We start from the raw sequence: 19,860 nt of genomic DNA on the forward strand, positions 1-19,860 counted from the left end.
GGACGTATTCACGGCGTGTCTGTGGAGGGGTTCCCACACAGCGGCGCCATCACCAAACAAACGGCCAGCACCAGAGGCGCCGATCTCCCAAGTTAGACCTCTATGCTCAGCAGGGGCTCCCCAGGCGTAACAGACTTCCCAGGCTCCACATGCATAGCACTGATGGTGCCAGACAGCGTCGCACTCACCTCGAACTCCATCTTCATAGCCTCTACGATCACCAACGGATCACCCTCCGCCACCGTATCCCCAGGCTTCACTAGGCACTTCCAGATATTCCCGGCAATCTCCGCGCTCACCAACTCCCCAAACCGCTCCAAGTCTGAGGTATCCGGTTTTGGCGGGGCCTTGGCCAGGCGGTCGAGTTCTTCGGCTTCGCTCTCTTTCCACAACGCCACCTCTTTAGCATAGGCCGCCTGCTGCAGTTTGCGGAACTCGGCGATGGAGCTTTCGTTGGCGTCCAGGAAGGCCTGGTGGGATTTCAGATCGAAGGTTTCTTCCTCGATTCGGATCTCCAGCTTGCCGGCGCGGAACTGGTCGCGCATTTCCGTCAGTTCGTCTTCGGTGACCGGGTAGTAGCACACCTGATCAAAGAATCGCAGCAGCCAGGGCGCGTCTTCGGCGAACTGTTTGTTTTTCAGGTATTTGTTCCAGATCGGCAGGGTTCGGCCCACCAGCTGGTAGCCGCCAGGGGAATCCATGCCGTAGATGCACATGTAGATGCCGCCGATGCCGACGGTGCCTTCGGCGGTGTAGGTGCGGGCCGGGTTGTATTTTGATGTCAGCAACCGGTGGCGTGGGTCCAGGGGCACGGCGCAGGGGGCGCCGAGGTAGACGTCGCCCAGGCCCAGTACCAGGTAGCGGGCGGAGAAGAGCACGTCTTTGACGTCGTCCCGGCTGGGCAGGCCGTTGATACGTTGCATGAAGTCGACGTTGTTGGGCAGCCAGGGCGCGGTGTCGCGCACGGACTGGCGGTATTTTTCCACGGCTTCCAGGGTGGCGCTGTCTTCGAAGGCCATGGGCAGGTGGATTACCCGGCTGCGGACTTTCAGTTCGTCGGTGGGCGGCAGGGTGGCTTCCAGGTCCAGCAGGTAGGTCATCAGCGCTTCCTGGGACAGCAGGCGGGCGTCGTACCTCAGCTGCAGGGAGCGCACACCGGGGGACAGTTCCAGCAGGCCGTTGGGTTGTACATCGGCGATGGCTTCCATCAGGGCGTGGATGCGCATGCGCGCGCCCAAGTCCAGCACGTTGGCGCCGTATTCCAGCAGGATGTACTGGTCACCGGCCTGGCGGTAGGTGACTTCCGGGCGGCCGTCGGTTTCGTCCAGGTGCGCCAGGATGGTGGCAGACAAATCGTTCAATGGCGCCAGGTCAGGCGCCACCAGGGTGACCGCCGGCGGGGCCATCAGGCTCTTGATGGCCAGTTCCTGGCGTTCGGCCAGTTGCACCGCCGTGTCGTTATCAATCGCTACAAACCGGATGGTGTCGCCGGGTTTTACCTGGCCGACTTTCCACAACTCGGCTTTGGCGATGGTCACGGGGCACACAAAGCCGCCCAGGCTGGGGCCATCCTTGGTGAGGATAACGGGCATGTCGCCGGTAAAGTTGATGGAGCCGATGGCGTATTCGGTGTCGTGGATGTTGGACGGGTGCAGGCCCGCCTCGCCGCCGTCTTCACGGGTGAATTCCGGTTTCGGGCCGTTCAGGCGAATGCCCAGGCGGTTGGAGTTGTAGTGCACTTCCCAATCCTGCTCGAAGAACTTCTCGATGGATTTTTCCGAGAAGAAATCCGGGGCGCCGTGGGGGCCATAGAGCACACCGATTTCCCAGTGGTTGGGGTAATCCGGAATCAGGTCTGGGTCTGCCGGGGCGGGGTCGTGGGTTGGCCCCGGGGTGGTGCAGGCGGGCAGTTCCAGCTGGCTGATGCCGAGCATGTCGCCTGGGCGCAACGGGCGGCCGCCGTGGCCGCCAAACTGGCCCAGGGCGAAGGTAGACCGGCTGCCCAGGTACACCGGCACATCAAAACCGCCGCGTACCGCCAGATAGGTACGGCAACCTTTGATGGCCTTGCCCACGGCCAGCACCTGGCCGGCTTTGACGGTAATGGGTTTCCAGAATTCCACCGCTTTGCCGTCGAGGGTCGCGTCTGTAAGGGCACCGGTCAGCGCTACTACGGAATCCTTGTGGAATTTCAGGCTGGGGCCAATCAGTGTGGCTTCCAGGCCGGCGGCGTCGTTGTGGTTGCCGACAATCCGGTTGGCAATACGGAAGGCGTAGTCGTCCATCGGGCCACTGGGCGGTACACCGATGTTCCAGTAGCCCACACGGCCGGGGTAATCCTGCACGGTGGTGTAGGTGCCGGGTTTCAGTACTTCGGCCACCGAGGGCTTGAACTCGAAACTCTCCAAAGCGCGGGTGGAGACAATACCATCCTCAAAACTTTTCTGGGCCACCACCTGGCGCAGGTAATCCAGGTTGGTGGCGATGCCCATCAGCCGGGTTTCCGCAAGCGCCTGGCGCAGTTTGGCCAGGGCATCGGCCCGGTCTTTGCCGTGCACAATCAGTTTGGCGATCATCGGGTCGTAGTGGGCGGACACTTCGCTGCCGTTTTCCACCCAGGTATCCACCCGAACGCCTTCTTCCGGCCAGTACACATCGGTCAGTTCACCGGGGGAGGGCTGGAAATCTTTCAGCGGATCTTCCGCGTAAATGCGCACTTCCATGGACGCGCCGTTCAGTTCCGGCTGGAAGCTGGCCAGGTCCGGGCTTTCGCCGGCGGCGATTTTCAGCATCCACTCGATCAGGTCCAGGCCGGTGACAGACTCGGTCACCGGGTGCTCGACCTGTAAGCGGGTGTTCACTTCCAGGAAGTAGAATTCGTCCCGGTCGGCGTCGTAAATGTATTCCACGGTACCGGCAGAACGGTAATTCACCGACTGCCCGAGCGACACCGCCGCATCCAGCATGGCCTGGCGCGTGGCGGCGGGCAGATTCGGCGCCGGGGTTTCCTCCACCACCTTCTGGTTGCGCCGCTGCAGGGAGCAATCCCGTTCGCCCAGGGCCACCACATTGCCCTGACCATCACCGAACATCTGCACTTCCACATGGCGGGCCCGGGCGATGAAGCGTTCCAGGAACACGCCGCTGTCGTTAAAGAAGCTCTGGCCCTGGCGGCGCACGGTTTCGAAGGCATCCCGCAGTTCGTTCTCGCTATTGCAGCGTGTCAGGCCGATGCCGCCACCGCCGGCGGTGCTTTTCAGCATTACCGGGTAGCCCAGGCGCTCGGCGGTTTGCAGGGCTTCGTCCAGGGTTTCCAGCAGGCCGCTGCCCGGGGCCAGGGGTACGCCGGCGGCTTCCGCCAGTTCCCGGGCCCGGTGTTTCAGGCCGAATTCGCGCATCTGTTCCGGGGTGGGGCCGATGAACACAATGCCTTCGGCCTCGCAGGTTTCGGCGAAGTCGGCGTTCTCGGACAAAAAGCCGTAACCGGGAATGATGGCTTCCGCGCCGGTTTGCTTGGCCGCTGCCAGAATCTGGGCCTTGTCCAGGTAGGTTTCGCTGGCACCTTTGCCCACCAGCGCCACGGCTTCATCGGCGGTGGTTACGTGCAGGCTGTGGCGGTCTTCATGGGAGTGAACGGCAACGCTGCCGATGCCCATGGCTTTGAGGGTGCGGATGGTGCGGACGGCGATTTCGCCTCGGTTGGCGATGAGGACTTTTTTGAACATTTTGTTTGGTCTCCGGAGTAGGTGGATCAGGCCCTGGATTTAATGAAAGCTCGCCAGCCGCCGAATTCGGTGACGTCGCGGGCGCCGGTGAAGCCGTAGCCTTCGCAGATAAAGCCGTTCACCCAGCGGCCATCGGCCAGCTCGACGTTGCCGATGCCGAGGGGCGCGGGTATCAAGTCGACGAAGGAGCCGAATTCCGAGGCGGCCATTTCCCAGACTTCCAGCACAATTTCGGCGCCGCCGTCTTCCACCCGCTTCAGGCCCGGTTTGGGCGGAGTGGTGTTGGGCAGGGCGTACAGGCGGTAGTTGGGGGTGGTGGTGGTTTGCTCCAGCAGCCGGGCCTTGCGTTCGGTGAGCTGGGTGTTCAGGGGCATGCCAGACAAATGGGCGCCCACCACTGCCACCTGAATGGTCGGAACGGCCGGTTGGTAAGTAACCACTTCCTCCGGGCGGGCTTTGTCTGTGGCGCCCAGGGGTGTTGGGTGGGCATTCAGCCACTGGCTGGCGAGGGATTGCAGTTCCCGGTCTTTCCAGGCGCCGCTTATCAAGGTCACGCCAAAGGGCAGGCCGTCGTCCCGGAAGCCAGCGGGCACCGCCAGGGCGCACATATCCGCCAGGTTCACGAAGTTGGTGTAAGTGCCCAGCTGGCTGTTCAGTGCTACCGGGTCGGCATTCACCGCTTCAATGGTCGGGGCGATGGGCGCGGTGGGCACCAGCAGGCCGTCTACTTCTGCCAGGAGGCTGTCGATCTGCCGCAGCAGCTCTTCCTTGCGGTACTGGGCGTTGAAGGTGTCGGTGGCGGTGAAGCGTTCGGCTTTGCTGATAATGGAGCGCACCGTCTCGTTCATATCGCCGGCGTGGCCTGCCATAAACCCTTTAACGGCCGCGTGGCGCTCGGCCACCCACGGGCCTTCATAAAGCAGCGCGGCCAACTCCAGCAGCGGGCTGAAATCCAGCGGCAGCAGTTCAACGCCGGTGGTATCCAGCTGGCGCCACTGGCTCAGTGCGGTATTCCAGGCCGCTTCCGCCCGCTGGTCACCAAAGAACTCGGGGTGTTCAGGAATGGCCAGGCGCTGCACCGGGCCGGGGCGGCGAAGGGCAGGGGCATCGAGGGGCAGGGCGCTGGGTGCTTTCCGGGAAAAGGCATCGGCGGCATCAAAGCCCGCCATCACCTCAGCCACCAGTGCGGCATCGCCAATGGTCAGGCCGAACACCGAGACACAGTCCAGCGACCGGCAAGCCGGCACCACACCGTTAATGCTGAACAGGCCTTTGGTGGGTTTCAGCCCTACCAGGTTGTTCAGGCCGGCGGGCACGCGGCCGGAGCCGGCGGTGTCTGTGCCCAGGGCAAAGGGCACCAGGCCCCGGGCCACCACAGAGGCAGAACCAGAGCTGGAGCCGCCGCTGATCACCCTCGGGTTAACGCTGTTGGGTACCGCACCATAGGGCGACCGGGTACCTACCAGCCCGGTGGCGAATTGGTCCAGGTTGGTTTTGCCAATCACCACGGCGCCGGCGGCTTTCAGTTTGCGCACCACGGTGGCGTCTTGCTCGGGGGTGTAGGCAAAGGCCGGGCAACCGGCGGTGGTTTCAAAGCCGGCTGCATCAATGTTGTCTTTCACCGCGAAAGGAATGCCATAAAGCGGCAACTGCTCCAGATCACCGTCAACGGCTTCCAGCTGGTCTGCCAGTTCGGCCATGGCCTGGTGGAAGCCGTTTCCGTTCAGCCGGGAGATCCAGGCGCTGTCATCACCTTTCAGGTAATCCAGCAGTTTGCTGATCAGGGCTTCCGGCTCGGCGCCTTCTCTGTAGGCCTGTTGCCAGTCTGCGATCGTCCATCCAAGGGTGGTTGGCATGGGGTGGTGTCCTCATGTGTGGTCAAACTTGTATACATGAGCAATGGCAAGCTGCGTGCCAGACACCGGATAAAAGTCACTATTTCAATAAAAACAGTTAGTTAATGGTTTTTGTGTGATGATTGGGAAAAACCGGCGTGCACCAGTAAGGCGCAGAATCGCGCCAGAAGGCACCAAAATCAGGCCTTAATCCGGGTAAATCACCGGTCCTGGCGTCCTTTGGTGAGCTTGTATACTAGATAACTTGTTGGTTTCTCGTGCTTTTTGTAGGAGTTGGAACGGCAGATGCAATCACCCCGTTGCGTTTGACGACTCATAACCCAACGAAAAGGACGCACAACATGAGCATCAAAAAACACGTGAAAATGGGCCTATCTGCACTGGCACTGTCTGTCTCCTTCCACGCCATGGCGGCGGAAGACCCCATCAAAGTGGGCATTCTGCATTCCCTCTCCGGCACCATGGCGATCAGTGAAACCGCACTGAAAGACACCATGCTGATGCTGATCGAAAAGCAGAACGCCGAAGGCGGTGTACTGGGCCGCAAACTGGAGCCGGTAGTGGTAGACCCCGCCTCCAACTGGCCGCTGTTCGCTGAGCGGGCCCGGGAACTGCTGGAAAAAGAAAAAGTAGACGTGATTTTCGGAAACTGGACCTCGGTGTCCCGTAAATCCGTGCTGCCGGTGGTGGAAGAGCTGAACGGCCTGCTGTTCTACCCGGTGCAGTACGAGGGTGAGGAATCTTCTGAAAACGTCTTCTACACCGGCGCTGCGCCCAACCAGCAGGCCATTCCGGCGGTGGATTACCTGAAGAACGACCTGGGCGTTGAGCGCTGGGTACTGGCCGGCACCGATTACGTGTACCCGCGCACCACCAACCGCATCCTGGAAACCTACCTGAAAGACCAGGGCGTGGCGGATGCCGACATCATGATTAACTACACCCCGTTTGGGCATTCCGACTGGCAGTCCATCGTTTCCGACATCAAGAGCTTCGGCAGCGCCGGCAAGAAAACCGCCGTGGTTTCCACCATCAACGGCGATGCCAACGTGCCTTTCTACCGGGAACTGGGTAACCAGGGTGTTTCCGCCTCCGACATTCCAGTGGTGGCCTTCTCCGTGGGTGAGCAGGAGCTTTCCGGCATCGACACCGCGCCGCTTGTGGGCCACCTGGCTGCCTGGAACTACTTCATGAGCGTGGATAATGAAGCCAACTACGACTTCATCGACGCCTGGGTAGAGTTCAAGGGCGACGAAAAAGCCGTCACCAACGACCCCATGGAAGCCCACTACATCGGCTTCAACATGTACGTTGAGGCAGTGAAGAAAGCCGGCACCACCGATGTCGACGCCATCAAAGACGCGATCATCGGCGTAGCCGTGCCCAACCTCACCGGCGGCATTGCCACCATGATGCCCAACCACCACATCACCAAGCCGGTACTGATTGGCGAGATCCAGGACAACGGCCAGTTCTCCGTGGTCTGGGAAACGGCGTCTACCGTAGCTGGCGATGCCTGGTCTGACTTCCTGCCGGGTTCCAAAGACCTGATCAGTGACTGGCGCGCCCCGCTGCGTTGCGGCAACTTCAACGTAGTGACCGGCAAGTGCGGTGGTTCTGCGGAAGTGGCTTCCAACTAAGCGAACCAACCGGGCAGGTGAGCCTGCCTGCCCGGCTTTTCCACTCTCATTTCAACGCCAACAGGAATGAACCATGAGCATCTTCCGACTGCTCGCCGGGCTCGCTTTGGCCTGGTGCCTGGCCCTGGGGCCGGCGGTGGCCACTGCCCAGGTGCAGGACGACACCGCCCAAACGCTGTTGCAACGGCTCGCAGAAGCCAACAACGCCGAGAAAAGCAAGGTACTGAAACAGATTGCAGAAAGCGGCGACGAACGGGCCCGCAGCTGGCTGGAAGCCTTTGCCGGCGGCCGCCTGGCCACGGTGAAATCCTCCGGTTATGTGGTTCTGGTTACCAACAACACCGGGCGTAACTGGCAAGTGGCCAGCGCCGTGACCGGTGACAGCATGGGTGAGATGTCTCGCCGGGAGCTGGACAGCATTCGGGTGAACAACGCCCTGCGCAGCCAGGTGGAAGGCATTCTCTCGGTGGTAGACCTGACGGTAGCCGACCACCGCACCCGCCGCGCCGCCGCCCGCCATTTGTTGGGCCGGGTAGATGCGGTAACCGCGCCGTTGATTGAAGAACGGCTTGAGGTGGAAGAAAACGACCGGGTGCGCGATTTGTTGGCTAACGCCCTGGCCATCCACCAACTGGAACAAGGCGACATCAACGCCATCGAACAACTCTCTGGCAGCCTGAACTCCCGCGTGCGGGCTGCTTTGAACAACGCGGCCAGCAGTGACGACCCGGCCATCGCCGCGGCCGCCGAAAAAGCCCTGGCCAGCATCGAACAGAAACTGAAAATGAACCGCGCCGCCGAAACCCTCTACTTCGGCCTCTCCCTTGGTTCCGTACTGGTACTGGCCGCCATTGGCCTGGCCATCACCTTCGGCGTAATGGGCGTGATCAACATGGCCCACGGCGAACTGATCATGCTGGGTGCCTACACCACCTGGGGCATGCAGCAACTGTTTCCCGGCCAACCGGGCCTGGCGCTGATTCTGTCCATCCCCGCCGGCTTTATGGTGGCCGCGCTGGCGGGCATCATCATCGAGCGCAGCGTGATCCAGCACCTCAAAGGCCGCCCGCTGGAAACCCTGCTGGCCACCTTCGGCATCAGCCTGATTTTGCAGCAACTGGTGCGCACCGTCATTTCCCCGCTCAACCGCACCGTGGTTACCCCGGAATGGATGAGCGGCTCCATCATGATCAACGAAGCGTTGTCCCTCACCCTCAACCGCCTGTACGTGATCGGTTTTGCCCTGGTGGTGTTCGCCGGGCTGATGCTGATCATGCGCAGAACCCGCCTGGGCCTGGAAGTGCGCGCCGTTACCCAGAACCGCGCCATGGCCCGCTCCATGGGCATCAAGGCCACCAAAGTGGACATCATGACCTTCGCCCTTGGCTCCGGCGTGGCCGGGCTGGCGGGTGTGGCGCTTTCCCAGATCACCAACGTAGGCCCCAACCTGGGCCAGAACTACATCATCGATTCGTTCATGGTGGTGGTGTTCGGCGGCGTGGGTAACCTGTGGGGCACCTTAGTGGCCGGGCTGACCCTGGGCACCATCAACCAGATTCTGGAACCCTGGGCTGGCGCGGTACTGGCCAAGATCATGGTGCTGGTACTGATCATCCTGTTCATTCAAAAACGGCCGCGGGGACTCTTCCCGCAAAAGGGCCGCGCAGCAGAGGGTTAAGTTATGGCTTCATCACAAACCTGGCTGCTCCGGCCCCTGCAGGAGCGTTCCACCCAGATCTTCCTGGGCGTGCTGTTCGGCGCTTTGATAGTAGTCACTTTTCTGCACCTGTTCATGCCACAGGACAGCGCCCTGCACGTAAGTGCCTACACGGTAACCCTGCTGGGTAAATACCTGTGTTACGCCTTGCTGGCGGTGGCGGTAGACCTGGTGTGGGGTTACCTGGGCATTCTCAGCCTGGGCCACGGCGCCTTCTTTGCCCTGGGCGGTTACGCCATGGGCATGTACCTGATGCGCCAGATCGGCGACCGGGGCGTGTACGGCGACCCGGTACTGCCAGACTTCATGGTGTTCCTGAACTGGGACACGCTGCCCTGGTACTGGCAGGGCTTCGACATGGCCTGGTTTGCCTTCATCATGGTGCTGCTGGCCCCGGGCCTGCTGGCGCTGGTGTTTGGCTTCCTGGCGTTCCGCTCCCGGGTAACCGGAGTGTACCTGTCCATCATCACCCAGGCGCTCACCTTCGCCCTGATGCTGGCCTTCTTCCGCAACGAAATGGGCTTTGGCGGCAACAACGGCCTGACCGACTTCCGCGACATCCTCGGCTTCAACCTGCGCACCGACGCCACAAGGCTGGGGCTGTTCATCGCCACCGGCATCGCCCTGGCCATTGGCTATGTGATCTGCCGGGGCATTGTCACCAGCAAACTGGGCCGGGTAAGCGTGGCCTGCCGGGACGCCGAAGCACGCACCCGCTTCCTGGGATACCGGGTAGAACGGGTGCAGCTGTTCGTGTTTGTGGTGTCCGCCATGCTGGCGGGTGTGGCCGGGGCCTTGTATGTGCCGCAAGTGGGCATCATCAACCCCAGCGAGTTCTCGCCGCTGTTCTCTATTGAAATCGTGGTGTGGGTGGCCCTCGGTGGCCGTGCAACGCTTTACGGTGCTGTGATCGGCGCCATCCTGGTGAACTACGCCAAAACCGTTTTCACCGGCGTGATGCCAGACGCCTGGCTGTTCGCCCTGGGCGCGCTGTTTGTGCTGGTGACCGTGTTCCTACCCAAGGGCATTGCCGGCCTGTTGCAGAAGCGCAAAAAAGCCAAAGACGACGATGACCCCGCCACCGCCCAGGAGGCCACCGCATGAGCATGTTCGAACAACTGGCCAACCGCGACCGGGTATTTGAATTCCTGGCCCCCGCCGCCTCCCCGGTGGATGTGCGCCACGGCCCCATCCTGTACCTGGAAGACGTGAACGTGAGTTTTGACGGCTTCAAAGCCATCAACAACCTCAACCTCACCATCGACGACGGCGAGCTGCGCTGCATTATCGGCCCCAACGGCGCGGGTAAAACCACCATGATGGACATCATCACCGGTAAAACCCGGCCGGATACCGGCTCCGTATGGTTCGGCAGCCGCCACAACCTGCTGACCATGACCGAGCCAGATATCGCCAGCCTGGGCATCGGCCGCAAGTTCCAGAAACCCACGGTGTTTGAAGCGCTCACCGTGTTCGAAAACCTGGAACTGGCCATGGCCGCCGACAAGCGCATCCTGCCCACGCTGACCGCCATCATGAAACCCGAATACCGGGACCGCATCGACGAAGTGCTGGAGATGATCAAACTCAAAACCCTGCGGGACAAACCCGCCGGCATCCTCTCCCACGGCCAGAAACAGTGGCTGGAAATCGGCATGCTGCTGATGCAAAAACCAAGGCTGCTGCTGGTGGATGAACCCGTCGCCGGCATGACCGAACAGGAAATGGAACGCACCGCCGAACTGCTCACCAGCCTGGCCGGCAAACAGTCCGTGGTGGTGGTAGAGCACGACATGGGTTTTGTGCGCTCCATCGCCCGCAAAGTGACCGTACTGCACCAGGGCAGCGTACTGGCCGAAGGCACCATGGAACAGGTCTCCAACGACCCGGAAGTGATCAAGGTATACCTGGGGGAGGAGGCGTAATGCTCAAGATCCAGAAGCTCAACCAATACTACGGCGAAAGCCACACCCTCTGGGACCTGGACCTGGACATCCCCCAGGGCCAGTGCACCTGCGTAATGGGCCGCAACGGCGTGGGCAAAACCACCCTGATGAAATGCATCATGGGCGAGGAAACCACCAAAAGCGGCAGCATCGAATTTGCGCAGGACGTGGAACTCACCAAAAAGAAAATCGAAGACCGATCACGACTGGGAATCGGCTATGTGCCCCAGGGCCGGCAGATATTCCCGCTGCTGACCGTGGAAGAAAACCTGCGCACCGGCCTGGCCGTGCGCAAAGACGGCAGCAAGAAAATCCCCGAGCGGGTGTATGAGCTGTTTCCGGTGCTGAAGGAAATGAAGAACCGCAGAGGCGGCGACCTGTCCGGTGGGCAGCAACAGCAACTGGCCATTGGCCGGGCGCTGGTGATTGAGCCCAGGCTGCTGATTCTGGATGAGCCGGGGGAGGGGATTCAGCCGAACATCGTTGCTCAAATCGGAGAAGTGATCCGCAGGCTTATCGAGGAAGATGGACTGACCGTTCTACTCGTAGAGCAGAAGTTGCCGTTTGCGCGGAAGTATGCGGACCGGTTTGCGATTTTGGATCGGGGGCGGCGGGTTGCTGAGGATGAGATTGCGGGGCTGACCGATGAACTGATCAAGAAGCACCTGACCGTTTAACTGCTTCGGTACACTCATGCCCTGGCAGGCATAAAAGCCCAATCTTTCAGAACTCTGCGCTGAGCGTTGCTCGGTGCGGAGTTTTTGTTTTTTTGTAACCGCAGCAGGAAAAGGTCGCCTAGATGGGCTAGTGTAGGTAGCTATGCGATGCACACGCCGATAGTTAGGGAAGATGCCCGATGCGCCCGTCAGTGCTGTTCAAGCCTTTTCTTTTCTTTCTGCCGCTGGATGCTCCTTATTGGTGAAGTTAGCGATTAAATTAATCAAAAGTTTAAGGATTGTTTAAAATATGGATGGCGAAGAAGAAAGATTAAAGCCCGATATGCAGCGTAAGATAGACGCATTAGGTGGGTTTAAAGAGGACGATTTAACAAAAAGAATTTTGGTGCCTCTATTTCAAGCAATGGGCTATACCAGAGTTGAATTCAATGGCGGACCGAATGAACGCGGAAGAGATTTGATTGCGCAAAAAGATAATCCACCCTCGCCAAACCCTAAAACTATTTACGTACAAACAAAAAGGATTGATTCGGCGACAAAGTCTGCTGGTGGAGCTAAGTTTGATAAAATGGTTTTCCAAGTTCGTCAGTGCCTTAATGAGCCAGTAACAGACATCCACGGCAAAGAATATCGAGCTGATGAGGTGTATCTGGTATGCCCTGAACAAATAGGTTCAAGATTTATTGATGAGATTAAAAGTTCCTTCTTTGCGTCCGAGAATAAAAGCATACACCTGATTGATGGTGTTAATATTTTGGGATTAATTGATAGGTTTAAGCCAGATTTAGTGAATATTTTGTTAAACATAGAAGATAAAATAATCAGTAAATCTGGTTTTTCTCCAGGCAATAGCGATCTGCTGGAGGCAATCAAACAAGTTGGCCATAAAAATATTGAGAAGCTGTATAACGATTTGAGCTTTTTTGTTGGCTCCATTGATAGCAATTTATTGTTGCATTTCGAAATAAAGCTTTTGAAGAAAGTGCTTCCCGTCGAAGAAGAAAATTGGGATGAGATAAAAAGGCAGTTGCAGGGCTTTTGCGACCGACACAACGTTAAAATTAACCAGCGCTCTTTGTCTGAGGTTGAAGAAGAGTTTGTGAAAAAACTCAGTGAATTTAATTCTGAGGCCAATCAATCATTGATTTCGGAAAAGGTTTTTTTACAGGGTGCTGTGACCGATGCACGAAAAGGTATTGATGAGCTCTACTCTAATCTCATTTCAAGAGCGGAGAAATTAACTAAAACCAAAGAAATATCTGATGATGAAGCGAGAGAGTTAAAGAGATTGATAAAGGATGCATCTGAGGGTGCAAGTGTAGATAAGTTTGTGCATGAAGAGTTTTCAAAGGGACTAATATCTCTTGGTAGCTATAACAAAAAACTAAAAGAGTCCGAGAATCGATTGAGTGTTATAAATAAAAAAATAATACAAAGACCGAAGTATATTCTTGATTGCAATTACGAAGATGTCAAATCAAACATTAGTGAAAGGATAAATCGATATTTTTCTTCGATTGAAGATATAAATTCTGGAGAGATAACTAAAATTGAACTTAAAAAGTTCCTGTTAGAAACCGAGGAAACCTTAGCGCTTATTGATGAGTTGGTAACTTCTTGGATAGCTAAATGCTTCTTTGAGTTCTCTTTTTCCAGAGAAAAGCAAGATCGCGTTGCAATTTCGGCGCATGATATTTTCGAGACAGGGCACGATATTGCAGTATACGGTAGTGCTGGTGTTGGTAAGACAACGACTCTTGAGATGTACTCGAAACTTTGTGACGATGTGGGTAAAGATGTGGTATACGTTCCGCTCAATAGAACCGTTGATCGTTTATCAAAAATTAAGTCATCTAACCATGATGAGTTTGAGAACGGACAATCTGTTTTTGTTAAAGACTTGTTGATTAAAGCTGTCCTTGTAAGTAGAAAAATTGAACCTGATACGGATCAAATAGAGAGCGCAAAGCGTTTCTTTAGTAAAGGCCCTGCCCTTGTACTGGATGGTCTAGATGAGGCCTTTAGTGCGGTTAGTGAGCTGATTCCGGCAATAAAAAACTATAAGCATGATTTTCCGAAATCACAGATTATAATTTCCAGCAGGGACTGCGTAAGTTATTTAAAAGATATTGATTTCTTTGGTATCACGCTTTTACCCTTTACCAAAAAACAACTTTCAGATTTTATTAAGAATTGGTTTGAATTTGATTATAAAAAGTCGCAGTCGTTAATTGAAAGAATAGATAAAGATGAGGGGTTGGATGCCTTAAGAACGCCTCTGTTGGCTACAATCGTCTGTTCATTGGTTGAAAAGGGCGTGAAGGCCCCTTCTAGCGAAAGCGAAGTCTATTCTGAGAGGTTCCGTCTCTTGGTTGGCGACTACGACAAGCATAAAGGAATTTCTCGGCAATCAAACACGTCTTCTCGGTTATCGGAATTTGCATGCTATCTGGCTCTGGTGATGCATGAAAAGAGAGTGCGGTCTTTACCAATATCTACCATGAAAAGGCTGCTTCAGGAAAAAGTGGGTGGTCGATTTAGTAAAGAGTTGATTGACAGCTGCCTTTCTGAACTAATTGATCCCTGTTGCATATTGTTTCATGATCCAATTTCTAAAGAATACTCGTTTGGACATTTCCGGTTTCAGGAGCACCTTGTGGCAAAAGCGATCCGATCTGACCGAGGAATCAGCATTGCGGAAGTGACTGCTATCGATTGGTGGCGGGGCGCACTGTGTATTTATGCGCAAGAAGGAAATATCTCTAGTATTGTTGAGGATGTTTATCGTCTCAATGGAAATATTAAGAAATCGCTGATTACTCTCCGTGAGATGGCATCAAATGCTCCGCGCTCTGAACGATATGCTTTGAAAAGTATTATTGACTTGTACGCTGAGCAGGATGATTTAGAAAATTTGGTTTTGGAGGAGTACGGCTATGATTCCACACTTTCAGATTTAGACGATTTTGGGTTGTAGTCTTCGTCGAATGGAGTGAGGTTTCAGAAAGACTTATGGCTCGTCTCGTTAGTACTACCACGGGTCAACACAAGAGTGTCCGCCCGGAAACTGAGGTAGAGATCGGGAAATCGGGACAGAATTATTTTCTAAGCTCTGAAGGAGTTGGTTTGGAAAGTTTTAATATTTTTAATGCTTTAGCTGGTATAGCTTCTGTTTTGGGCGCCGTGGCTGTATATCAGTTCAAGCTGTCACAGAGTAAGAAAGCTAGAGCAGATTTGCTCGCTCAGCTAGACGATGCGATTGCACAGGAGAAGAAACACTCGGCGGGGGAGCTGTTTTATCTGTTGCACGATTTGAGAATGAACTTTGAGGACATCCAAGCAATCTGTAGCGATAGCAGGAGCGCAAAGATTGTTCACGCACTCAGAAAAACACCAGGGATCGTTACCCACGAAAAAGGTCAGTTTCAGTACTCTGGTTTATTTCAGAAGGTTTGGGTTCGTCGGATCAACAAACTTGCCATGAGAATGCTTGCCTATGCAATGGCTTCTATTGCTTTAGCTTCGATCGTTCTGATGGGATTTCTGGATGGCGCCGGAGCACTGGTACTACTGGTGCTCGTTGCGCCTTTGGCGGCCTTTTTTAGTATGCAGGTAAAAGATATCCAGCACGACAATATGGTGGAGAGTTTGGTGAGTTCGGACGAACCACAGTCAGCTTTCCACACGCAATGAGTCAAACCATGCCTGAAAGAGACAGACTGAAGCCACTCGAAGAGCTACTAAAGCCAGATATACGGAATTCGTACTTCGTCAGAAAGGACCCCAAGACAGGAGAGTATCTTACTGGAAGTCTTGAGAGCCACTACGCGGACATTGAACGTCATAGTCTGCATGACGAGGTACCTGACGACGTTGCCATCCAATTCGATGTCGCACGAAACCTATACCTTTTTGCCTGGTTTGAGTACCGTTTTTTCAATGTCGCCGAAGCCAATGCACTCAATGTATTGGAGTTGGCTATGAAAGAGCGCGCGGGAACAATTGAAATTGAGCATTACATCAAGCAGCGTAATGAAGAGCATAAAACTAAGACTGGTAAGAAAGGTGGACTCAAGAAAGGTATGAAAACCCTGATGGAATACTGCCGAGACCATCAGCTAGTAACAAATGAAGGGTTCACTCGATGGCATCAGCACGCCACTATGCAGGCATACCATCAAGCGCAGCATGAACAGGGTCTTTGGGCCATCAGTGAGATGAAAAGAACCGGTGTATCCGAGATCGAGCTTCCAGAGATTGATCTCAGAACACTACCTCCAGATCCGGACTACGATCACGTGCAGCATTTAATTGATAACGTCAACAAAATGCGTAACGACTATTCCCATGGCAGCACCATGCTGCACAATCAGGTGCTTGGCACTTTTGAAATGGTTTCAGAGTTCATTAACCAGCTTTACGCTGCGCGAACTACGTAAAGTGACGGGAAAATTGAGGCAACCTGTCCAAAAATTCGCGAAAATTGGAACAGATTTATTTCCCCCGACTGTCGGTAACAAATTCATGGATGAACTTGGAAAAACAGACCCATCCCGGTTTTGCTAAGATTATGACTCCACGTTCCTGAGTGAACAGCGCAGACACAGAAGCAGCATGAAGTATTTTGCTTATGGCTCGAACATGTCACTCCTCAGATTAAGAGCGAGGGTTCCAAGCGCGGAGCGAATCGGTATGTTCACGCTCGTTGAGCATGCCCTTCGGTTTCATAAGTGGAGCAGGAAAGACAAATCCGCGAAATGCGACGCACTGTTTACCGGCAATTCGGAAGACGTCGTTATTGGCGCACTGTTCGAGATACCGAGCAGCGAAAAAGGCCCGCTGGACAGGGCTGAGGGGTTGGGTTTCGGTTACGAGGAAAAGCGGGTCACGGTTACGGATGCCCTCGGCAATTCCGTTGATGCTTTCACCTACTGTGCAACGTCAACGGATCCCTCTTTGCTACCTCACTCTTGGTATTTGAATCACGTTATCGTTGGTGCGAAAGAAACAGGCGTTCCCGCCGTTTACCTCGATGCCATTTCAGACACGCCAAGCCAGGAAGACCCTGATCGAAAACGGGATGCGAGGGAGCGGGCTATCTACAAATAAAAGCGGTTCTCTATGGTCTAAAAAATAGGATCCCCCGTGGCTTTGACCGCATAGAACAGGCAATCGCTCTTGGCAATCACCGGGTTGGTGGTGATCATGAAGGCCTTGAGGGCCTGGGCGGGGTAGATTCGCCCGTCCCTGATTTGAAGCACCTGTTCCAGGTTTTCGGTCCGCTCCTGCTCGGAATATTCCATCAGTGCACCCGGGCGGAAAACCGGGACAGATCTATTTCTAAGGGCTTTTGATGAAGACAACGTTCTTTTCTCTGGTATCAATCTCGAACAACTCACTGGCCCGAATCAAATCACTCAGCTTTTTGTATCCGTAGTTCACCGGGGAGAAGGAGCTGTTGTTGGAAATATACTGCCCAACCTTGCCCAGATGCGCCCAGCCGTCGTCATCTGCGGTTTGTTCCACGGCCGTTCGCAGCGTCCGCACCAGAACCGTGTCACCCCTCAGCTCGTTGCGCGTGCGCTTTGCGGTGGCTGTGGGTTTCGTGGTGTCGCCGCTTTCATTGTCGCCTTGCTCTTCGGTGTCTTCCCGCAGGTTTTCCGTATAGATGAACTGGGAGCAGGCGTTGACGAATGGCATGGGGGTTTTGCGCTCGCCGAAGCCAAAGACCGGTAGGCCAGCTTCAAGAATACGCATTACGAGCGGCGTGAAGTCTGAATCGCTGGTCATCAGCGCGAAGGCGTTGACGTTGCCGCTATAGAGCAGATCCATGGCGTCTATGATCATGGATGCGTCAGTCGCGTTTTTGCCGGTGGTGTAGGCAAATTGCTGAATTGGCCGAATGGCGTTGGCGTGCAGTTTTTCAATCCAGCCCCCCAACTGAGGACCATTCCAGTTGCCATGGGCATGGCGCACGTTCACAGCGCCGTACTTGGCAAGTTCCTGAAGCACGCCCTCAATGGATTGATGGCTGACGTTGTCGCAGTCGATCAGGAGCGCAATCTTGTAGTTGTTGTTCATCTTGTTTGGGCTTTCCCTGTCTTGGATGAAACTAGCCTAGAGGGCAGAGCGGTAAACTTCCATTCGGAAATTGATTGTCACCTGGTTGCGGCATGCCATTCCCTAGTTAGCATTCTACTATCCCCCGATTCCTTTCAGGATCTCGTGTTCGATTTCTTCCCAACTGAAGTTGTCCAGTACCAGTTGAGTAAACAGGACCGGCTTATCCGGTGAGGTGAGCATGATGGTGGTTTTCTTCGGATTGAAAGCGATATAGGCGGTGGTCTTGCCCATGGTTACCACGCTGGTTTCCTTTTCTGCGGTCGGTTCCAGGGTCATTCTTATTACGCCTTCGAGCTCCTTCCGGAACTCGGGGTTCTGAACTGCACTGAGATCGCGATTGAAGATATAGCTGGGTGCCTCATTCATTTGAATGGCGGGATTGCCCCAGTCATCGGATGTAACCACCGTGGCAAAAAGACCTTTGTGTTTGTTGTACAGAATGAGCTCACCATCACTGCCGATGAAGGTTGCGCCGGCCAGTGATTCAAGGGGGAGCTTAATAGGGTGCGCTGTACGGCTGATGGTGACGCCGGAAGCCTCTGTGCGAGGTTCGACAGGGTCAAGCACACTGAGTTTGGGAGAGGCGCAGGCCGACGCTGACAGGCATAGCAGAAGGGCCAAAGTGGTTGTTCCGGGTCGCTTCATGTTCCGGTTCCTTTGGAGAAGTTTCAGTCCTTTGGGTGAAAGTCTAGTGTTTGAACATGCGGATGGAAAGGGGGGCGGTCCTGGTGTAATTATCACGACGCCTATTAAAGCAGGGTGGGCTTTTGGGATGACCTGGACTTTGCAGGCCGGGTTCTGTTCGCGCGGCTTGACGAGAAAACCGGGACAGATCTATTTTCTGGCTCTCAGCTCCAGAACGTGAAACCACCCCTTTAGCCAAGAAACACCTTTCGGGCCGGAAACAAAAGAAAGCCGCAGCCGCTTTTTCGGCAACACCACTATCTCCCACACACAATCCCCAAAAAACTCGAAAGTGATCCCACTGAAATCCTCGCATTTCAGGTTACGAAAGTGCCCGCTGGTGTAGGGTGCGCCGAGTGTCACTGTATCGATTCTGTCGAGGTCTTCATCCAACAAGTGGATGTGGAGCGAGTCTTCGAAGGGGATGCCGTCGGTCAGAAATAGAAGGTACCGATTACCATGCTGTATACAGGCTTCGAGAACGGTACCCTCCAGTGGTTCCTCAGACGTACGCCCAGCAATAGTTGCGAAGCTCGTTGCGAGTTCTTGATCGTTGCCTTCCCTTGCCAGTGTCAGGCTGGCATCTTCCCGGATGCATTGTTGCATGTAATAAACCTTACCAGAAAAAGCTGACGCCGAAGGCGGCCAATGCTCCACTTACGAACGCTCCGACGCCAACGCATACGGGCGCACACGGTCCGCAGGCCAGCCCCGCGATAGCACCACCGAAAAACCGGGACAGACTTATTTAATCCGTTGGCAACCAGTAATCAGATAGTTTGGAAGTCAGAGATGCGCCTCAGGATCCATCCTTTGGTGCAAGACCCGAAGAATGATAATGGACTGATTGTGCGCATCCTTTTCCATCTTAAGATAAAACTGATGGGGTGAAGCTTTGCCTTCCCTTGCAAGCGGATAGGTAGCGATTCCGGGCCGGATGTCAGGCCTTTGTTTCAGTAGTGGTGCGAGGTTTCCGGCTTCTTCAAGCTCCCTAATCGCTCTTTCGATTTGCTCGGTATATCGTTTTAGTTGCAGTGTGCCGAATTCTTCCAAGGTGGTTTCGAGAATAGCGTCGAGATCGGTTAGAGCAGCGTCTGTGAGAATAACCTTCCATGGTTTCATCGTAATCAGGTATCCCGTTTCTCCCTGATGGCGTGCTCCGCACGCTCTGAAAGGTAAGTAGCGAACTGGTCACCAGTGAACGTTGTGGTTCTGCCAGCCTCCAGGTCTTTCTGGCCCGCATCGATGGCGGCTCTCAGGTCATTCATTTTCGTGATGTAGCGGGACTCTGCTTCCTCGACCATTCTCAGGCCGGCGCGAAGTACCTCGCTCGCATTTTGATAGCGGCCTGAGGCAACCAGGTGATCGACGACCTGGGATTGATGGTTAGTGAGCACGATGTTTCTCGTTGCCATTAGAGTGATCCTGTCGGAATTGCATTGGCATAATATGCCAATCTGTGAAATTCCTGTCTAGGGGATGAGGTGACTCT

The 19,860-nt window shown here is 55.2% G+C and carries 17 protein-coding genes; 9 read left to right on the top strand and 8 right to left on the bottom strand.

Features of this window, described 5'->3' with window-relative positions; translation table 11 throughout:
* Positions 1–92: 92 nt before the first annotated feature.
* Positions 93–3,725, bottom strand: a complete 3,633-nt coding sequence (uca, locus tag ACZ5Q2_RS08765) for an urea carboxylase (protein ID WP_432210226.1) — start codon at positions 3,723–3,725, stop codon at positions 93–95.
* A 26-nt stretch (positions 3,726–3,751) separates the two neighbouring features.
* Complete coding sequence (gene atzF, locus ACZ5Q2_RS08770; protein WP_432210225.1) at positions 3,752–5,581, bottom strand: allophanate hydrolase; 1,830 nt, start codon at positions 5,579–5,581, stop codon at positions 3,752–3,754.
* A 341-nt stretch (positions 5,582–5,922) separates the two neighbouring features.
* Here atzF and urtA point away from each other — a divergent pair, with 341 nt between their 5' ends.
* The 9 genes from urtA to ACZ5Q2_RS08815 all read left to right on the top strand — a co-directional run bounded on the left by urtA (position 5,923) and on the right by ACZ5Q2_RS08815 (position 16,670).
* Positions 5,923–7,221: an urea ABC transporter substrate-binding protein gene (urtA, locus tag ACZ5Q2_RS08775; RefSeq protein ID WP_230713772.1), complete on the top strand. Its 1,299-nt coding sequence runs from the start codon at positions 5,923–5,925 to the stop codon at positions 7,219–7,221.
* 73 nt (positions 7,222–7,294) lie between these two features.
* On the top strand, positions 7,295–8,899 hold the full coding sequence (urtB, locus tag ACZ5Q2_RS08780) for an urea ABC transporter permease subunit UrtB (RefSeq protein ID WP_230713771.1): 1,605 nt from the start codon (positions 7,295–7,297) through the stop codon (positions 8,897–8,899).
* 3 nt (positions 8,900–8,902) lie between these two features.
* The gene (gene urtC, locus ACZ5Q2_RS08785; RefSeq protein ID WP_230713770.1) at positions 8,903–10,042 is read left to right on the top strand and encodes an urea ABC transporter permease subunit UrtC; all 1,140 of its coding nucleotides are present in this window, start codon (positions 8,903–8,905) and stop codon (positions 10,040–10,042) included.
* Entirely contained in the window at positions 10,039–10,863 is an 825-nt protein-coding gene (gene urtD, locus ACZ5Q2_RS08790) for an urea ABC transporter ATP-binding protein UrtD (protein ID WP_432210224.1), read from the top strand. Before urtC ends, urtD begins: the two co-directional genes overlap by 4 nt.
* Positions 10,863–11,561 carry an urea ABC transporter ATP-binding subunit UrtE gene (urtE, locus tag ACZ5Q2_RS08795; RefSeq protein ID WP_432210223.1) on the top strand — a complete coding sequence of 233 codons (699 nt, stop codon included), beginning with the start codon at positions 10,863–10,865 and terminating at the stop codon, positions 11,559–11,561. The genes urtD and urtE overlap by 1 nt, the downstream gene beginning before the upstream one ends.
* Positions 11,562–11,850: 289 nt before the next feature.
* The gene (locus ACZ5Q2_RS08800) at positions 11,851–14,538 is read left to right on the top strand and encodes a restriction endonuclease (protein ID WP_374815969.1); all 2,688 of its coding nucleotides are present in this window, start codon (positions 11,851–11,853) and stop codon (positions 14,536–14,538) included.
* Between the two features lie 149 nt (positions 14,539–14,687).
* Positions 14,688–15,254, top strand: a complete 567-nt coding sequence (locus ACZ5Q2_RS08805; protein ID WP_432210222.1) for a hypothetical protein — start codon at positions 14,688–14,690, stop codon at positions 15,252–15,254.
* Between the two features lie 8 nt (positions 15,255–15,262).
* The gene (locus tag ACZ5Q2_RS08810; protein ID WP_374815966.1) at positions 15,263–16,000 is read left to right on the top strand and encodes a hypothetical protein; all 738 of its coding nucleotides are present in this window, start codon (positions 15,263–15,265) and stop codon (positions 15,998–16,000) included.
* Positions 16,001–16,175: 175 nt separating this feature from the next.
* Positions 16,176–16,670, top strand: coding sequence for a gamma-glutamylcyclotransferase family protein (locus tag ACZ5Q2_RS08815; protein WP_432210221.1), 495 nt, complete (start codon positions 16,176–16,178; stop codon positions 16,668–16,670).
* 17 nt (positions 16,671–16,687) lie between these two features.
* Here the strand turns inward: ACZ5Q2_RS08815 and ACZ5Q2_RS08820 are convergent, their stop codons facing one another.
* From ACZ5Q2_RS08820 to ACZ5Q2_RS08845, 6 genes are all read right to left on the bottom strand, one after another.
* Positions 16,688–16,864, bottom strand: coding sequence for a hypothetical protein (locus tag ACZ5Q2_RS08820; protein ID WP_374816353.1), 177 nt, complete (start codon positions 16,862–16,864; stop codon positions 16,688–16,690).
* Between the two features lie 37 nt (positions 16,865–16,901).
* Entirely contained in the window at positions 16,902–17,642 is a 741-nt protein-coding gene (locus ACZ5Q2_RS08825) for an NYN domain-containing protein (protein ID WP_061333921.1), read from the bottom strand.
* A gap of 117 nt (positions 17,643–17,759) precedes the next feature.
* Complete coding sequence (locus ACZ5Q2_RS08830; RefSeq protein WP_374812543.1) at positions 17,760–18,329, bottom strand: hypothetical protein; 570 nt, start codon at positions 18,327–18,329, stop codon at positions 17,760–17,762.
* 189 nt (positions 18,330–18,518) lie between these two features.
* Positions 18,519–19,025, bottom strand: a complete 507-nt coding sequence (locus ACZ5Q2_RS08835) for a hypothetical protein (RefSeq protein WP_374812541.1) — start codon at positions 19,023–19,025, stop codon at positions 18,519–18,521.
* A gap of 129 nt (positions 19,026–19,154) precedes the next feature.
* Complete coding sequence (locus ACZ5Q2_RS08840; protein ID WP_230715900.1) at positions 19,155–19,490, bottom strand: type II toxin-antitoxin system RelE/ParE family toxin; 336 nt, start codon at positions 19,488–19,490, stop codon at positions 19,155–19,157.
* Positions 19,491–19,495: 5 nt separating this feature from the next.
* A complete protein-coding gene (locus tag ACZ5Q2_RS08845; RefSeq protein ID WP_230715897.1) occupies positions 19,496–19,783 on the bottom strand; it encodes a type II toxin-antitoxin system ParD family antitoxin in 288 nt (95 codons plus the stop codon).
* Positions 19,784–19,860 lie beyond the last annotated feature (77 nt).

This window comes from Marinobacter alkaliphilus (genome assembly GCF_055394375.1).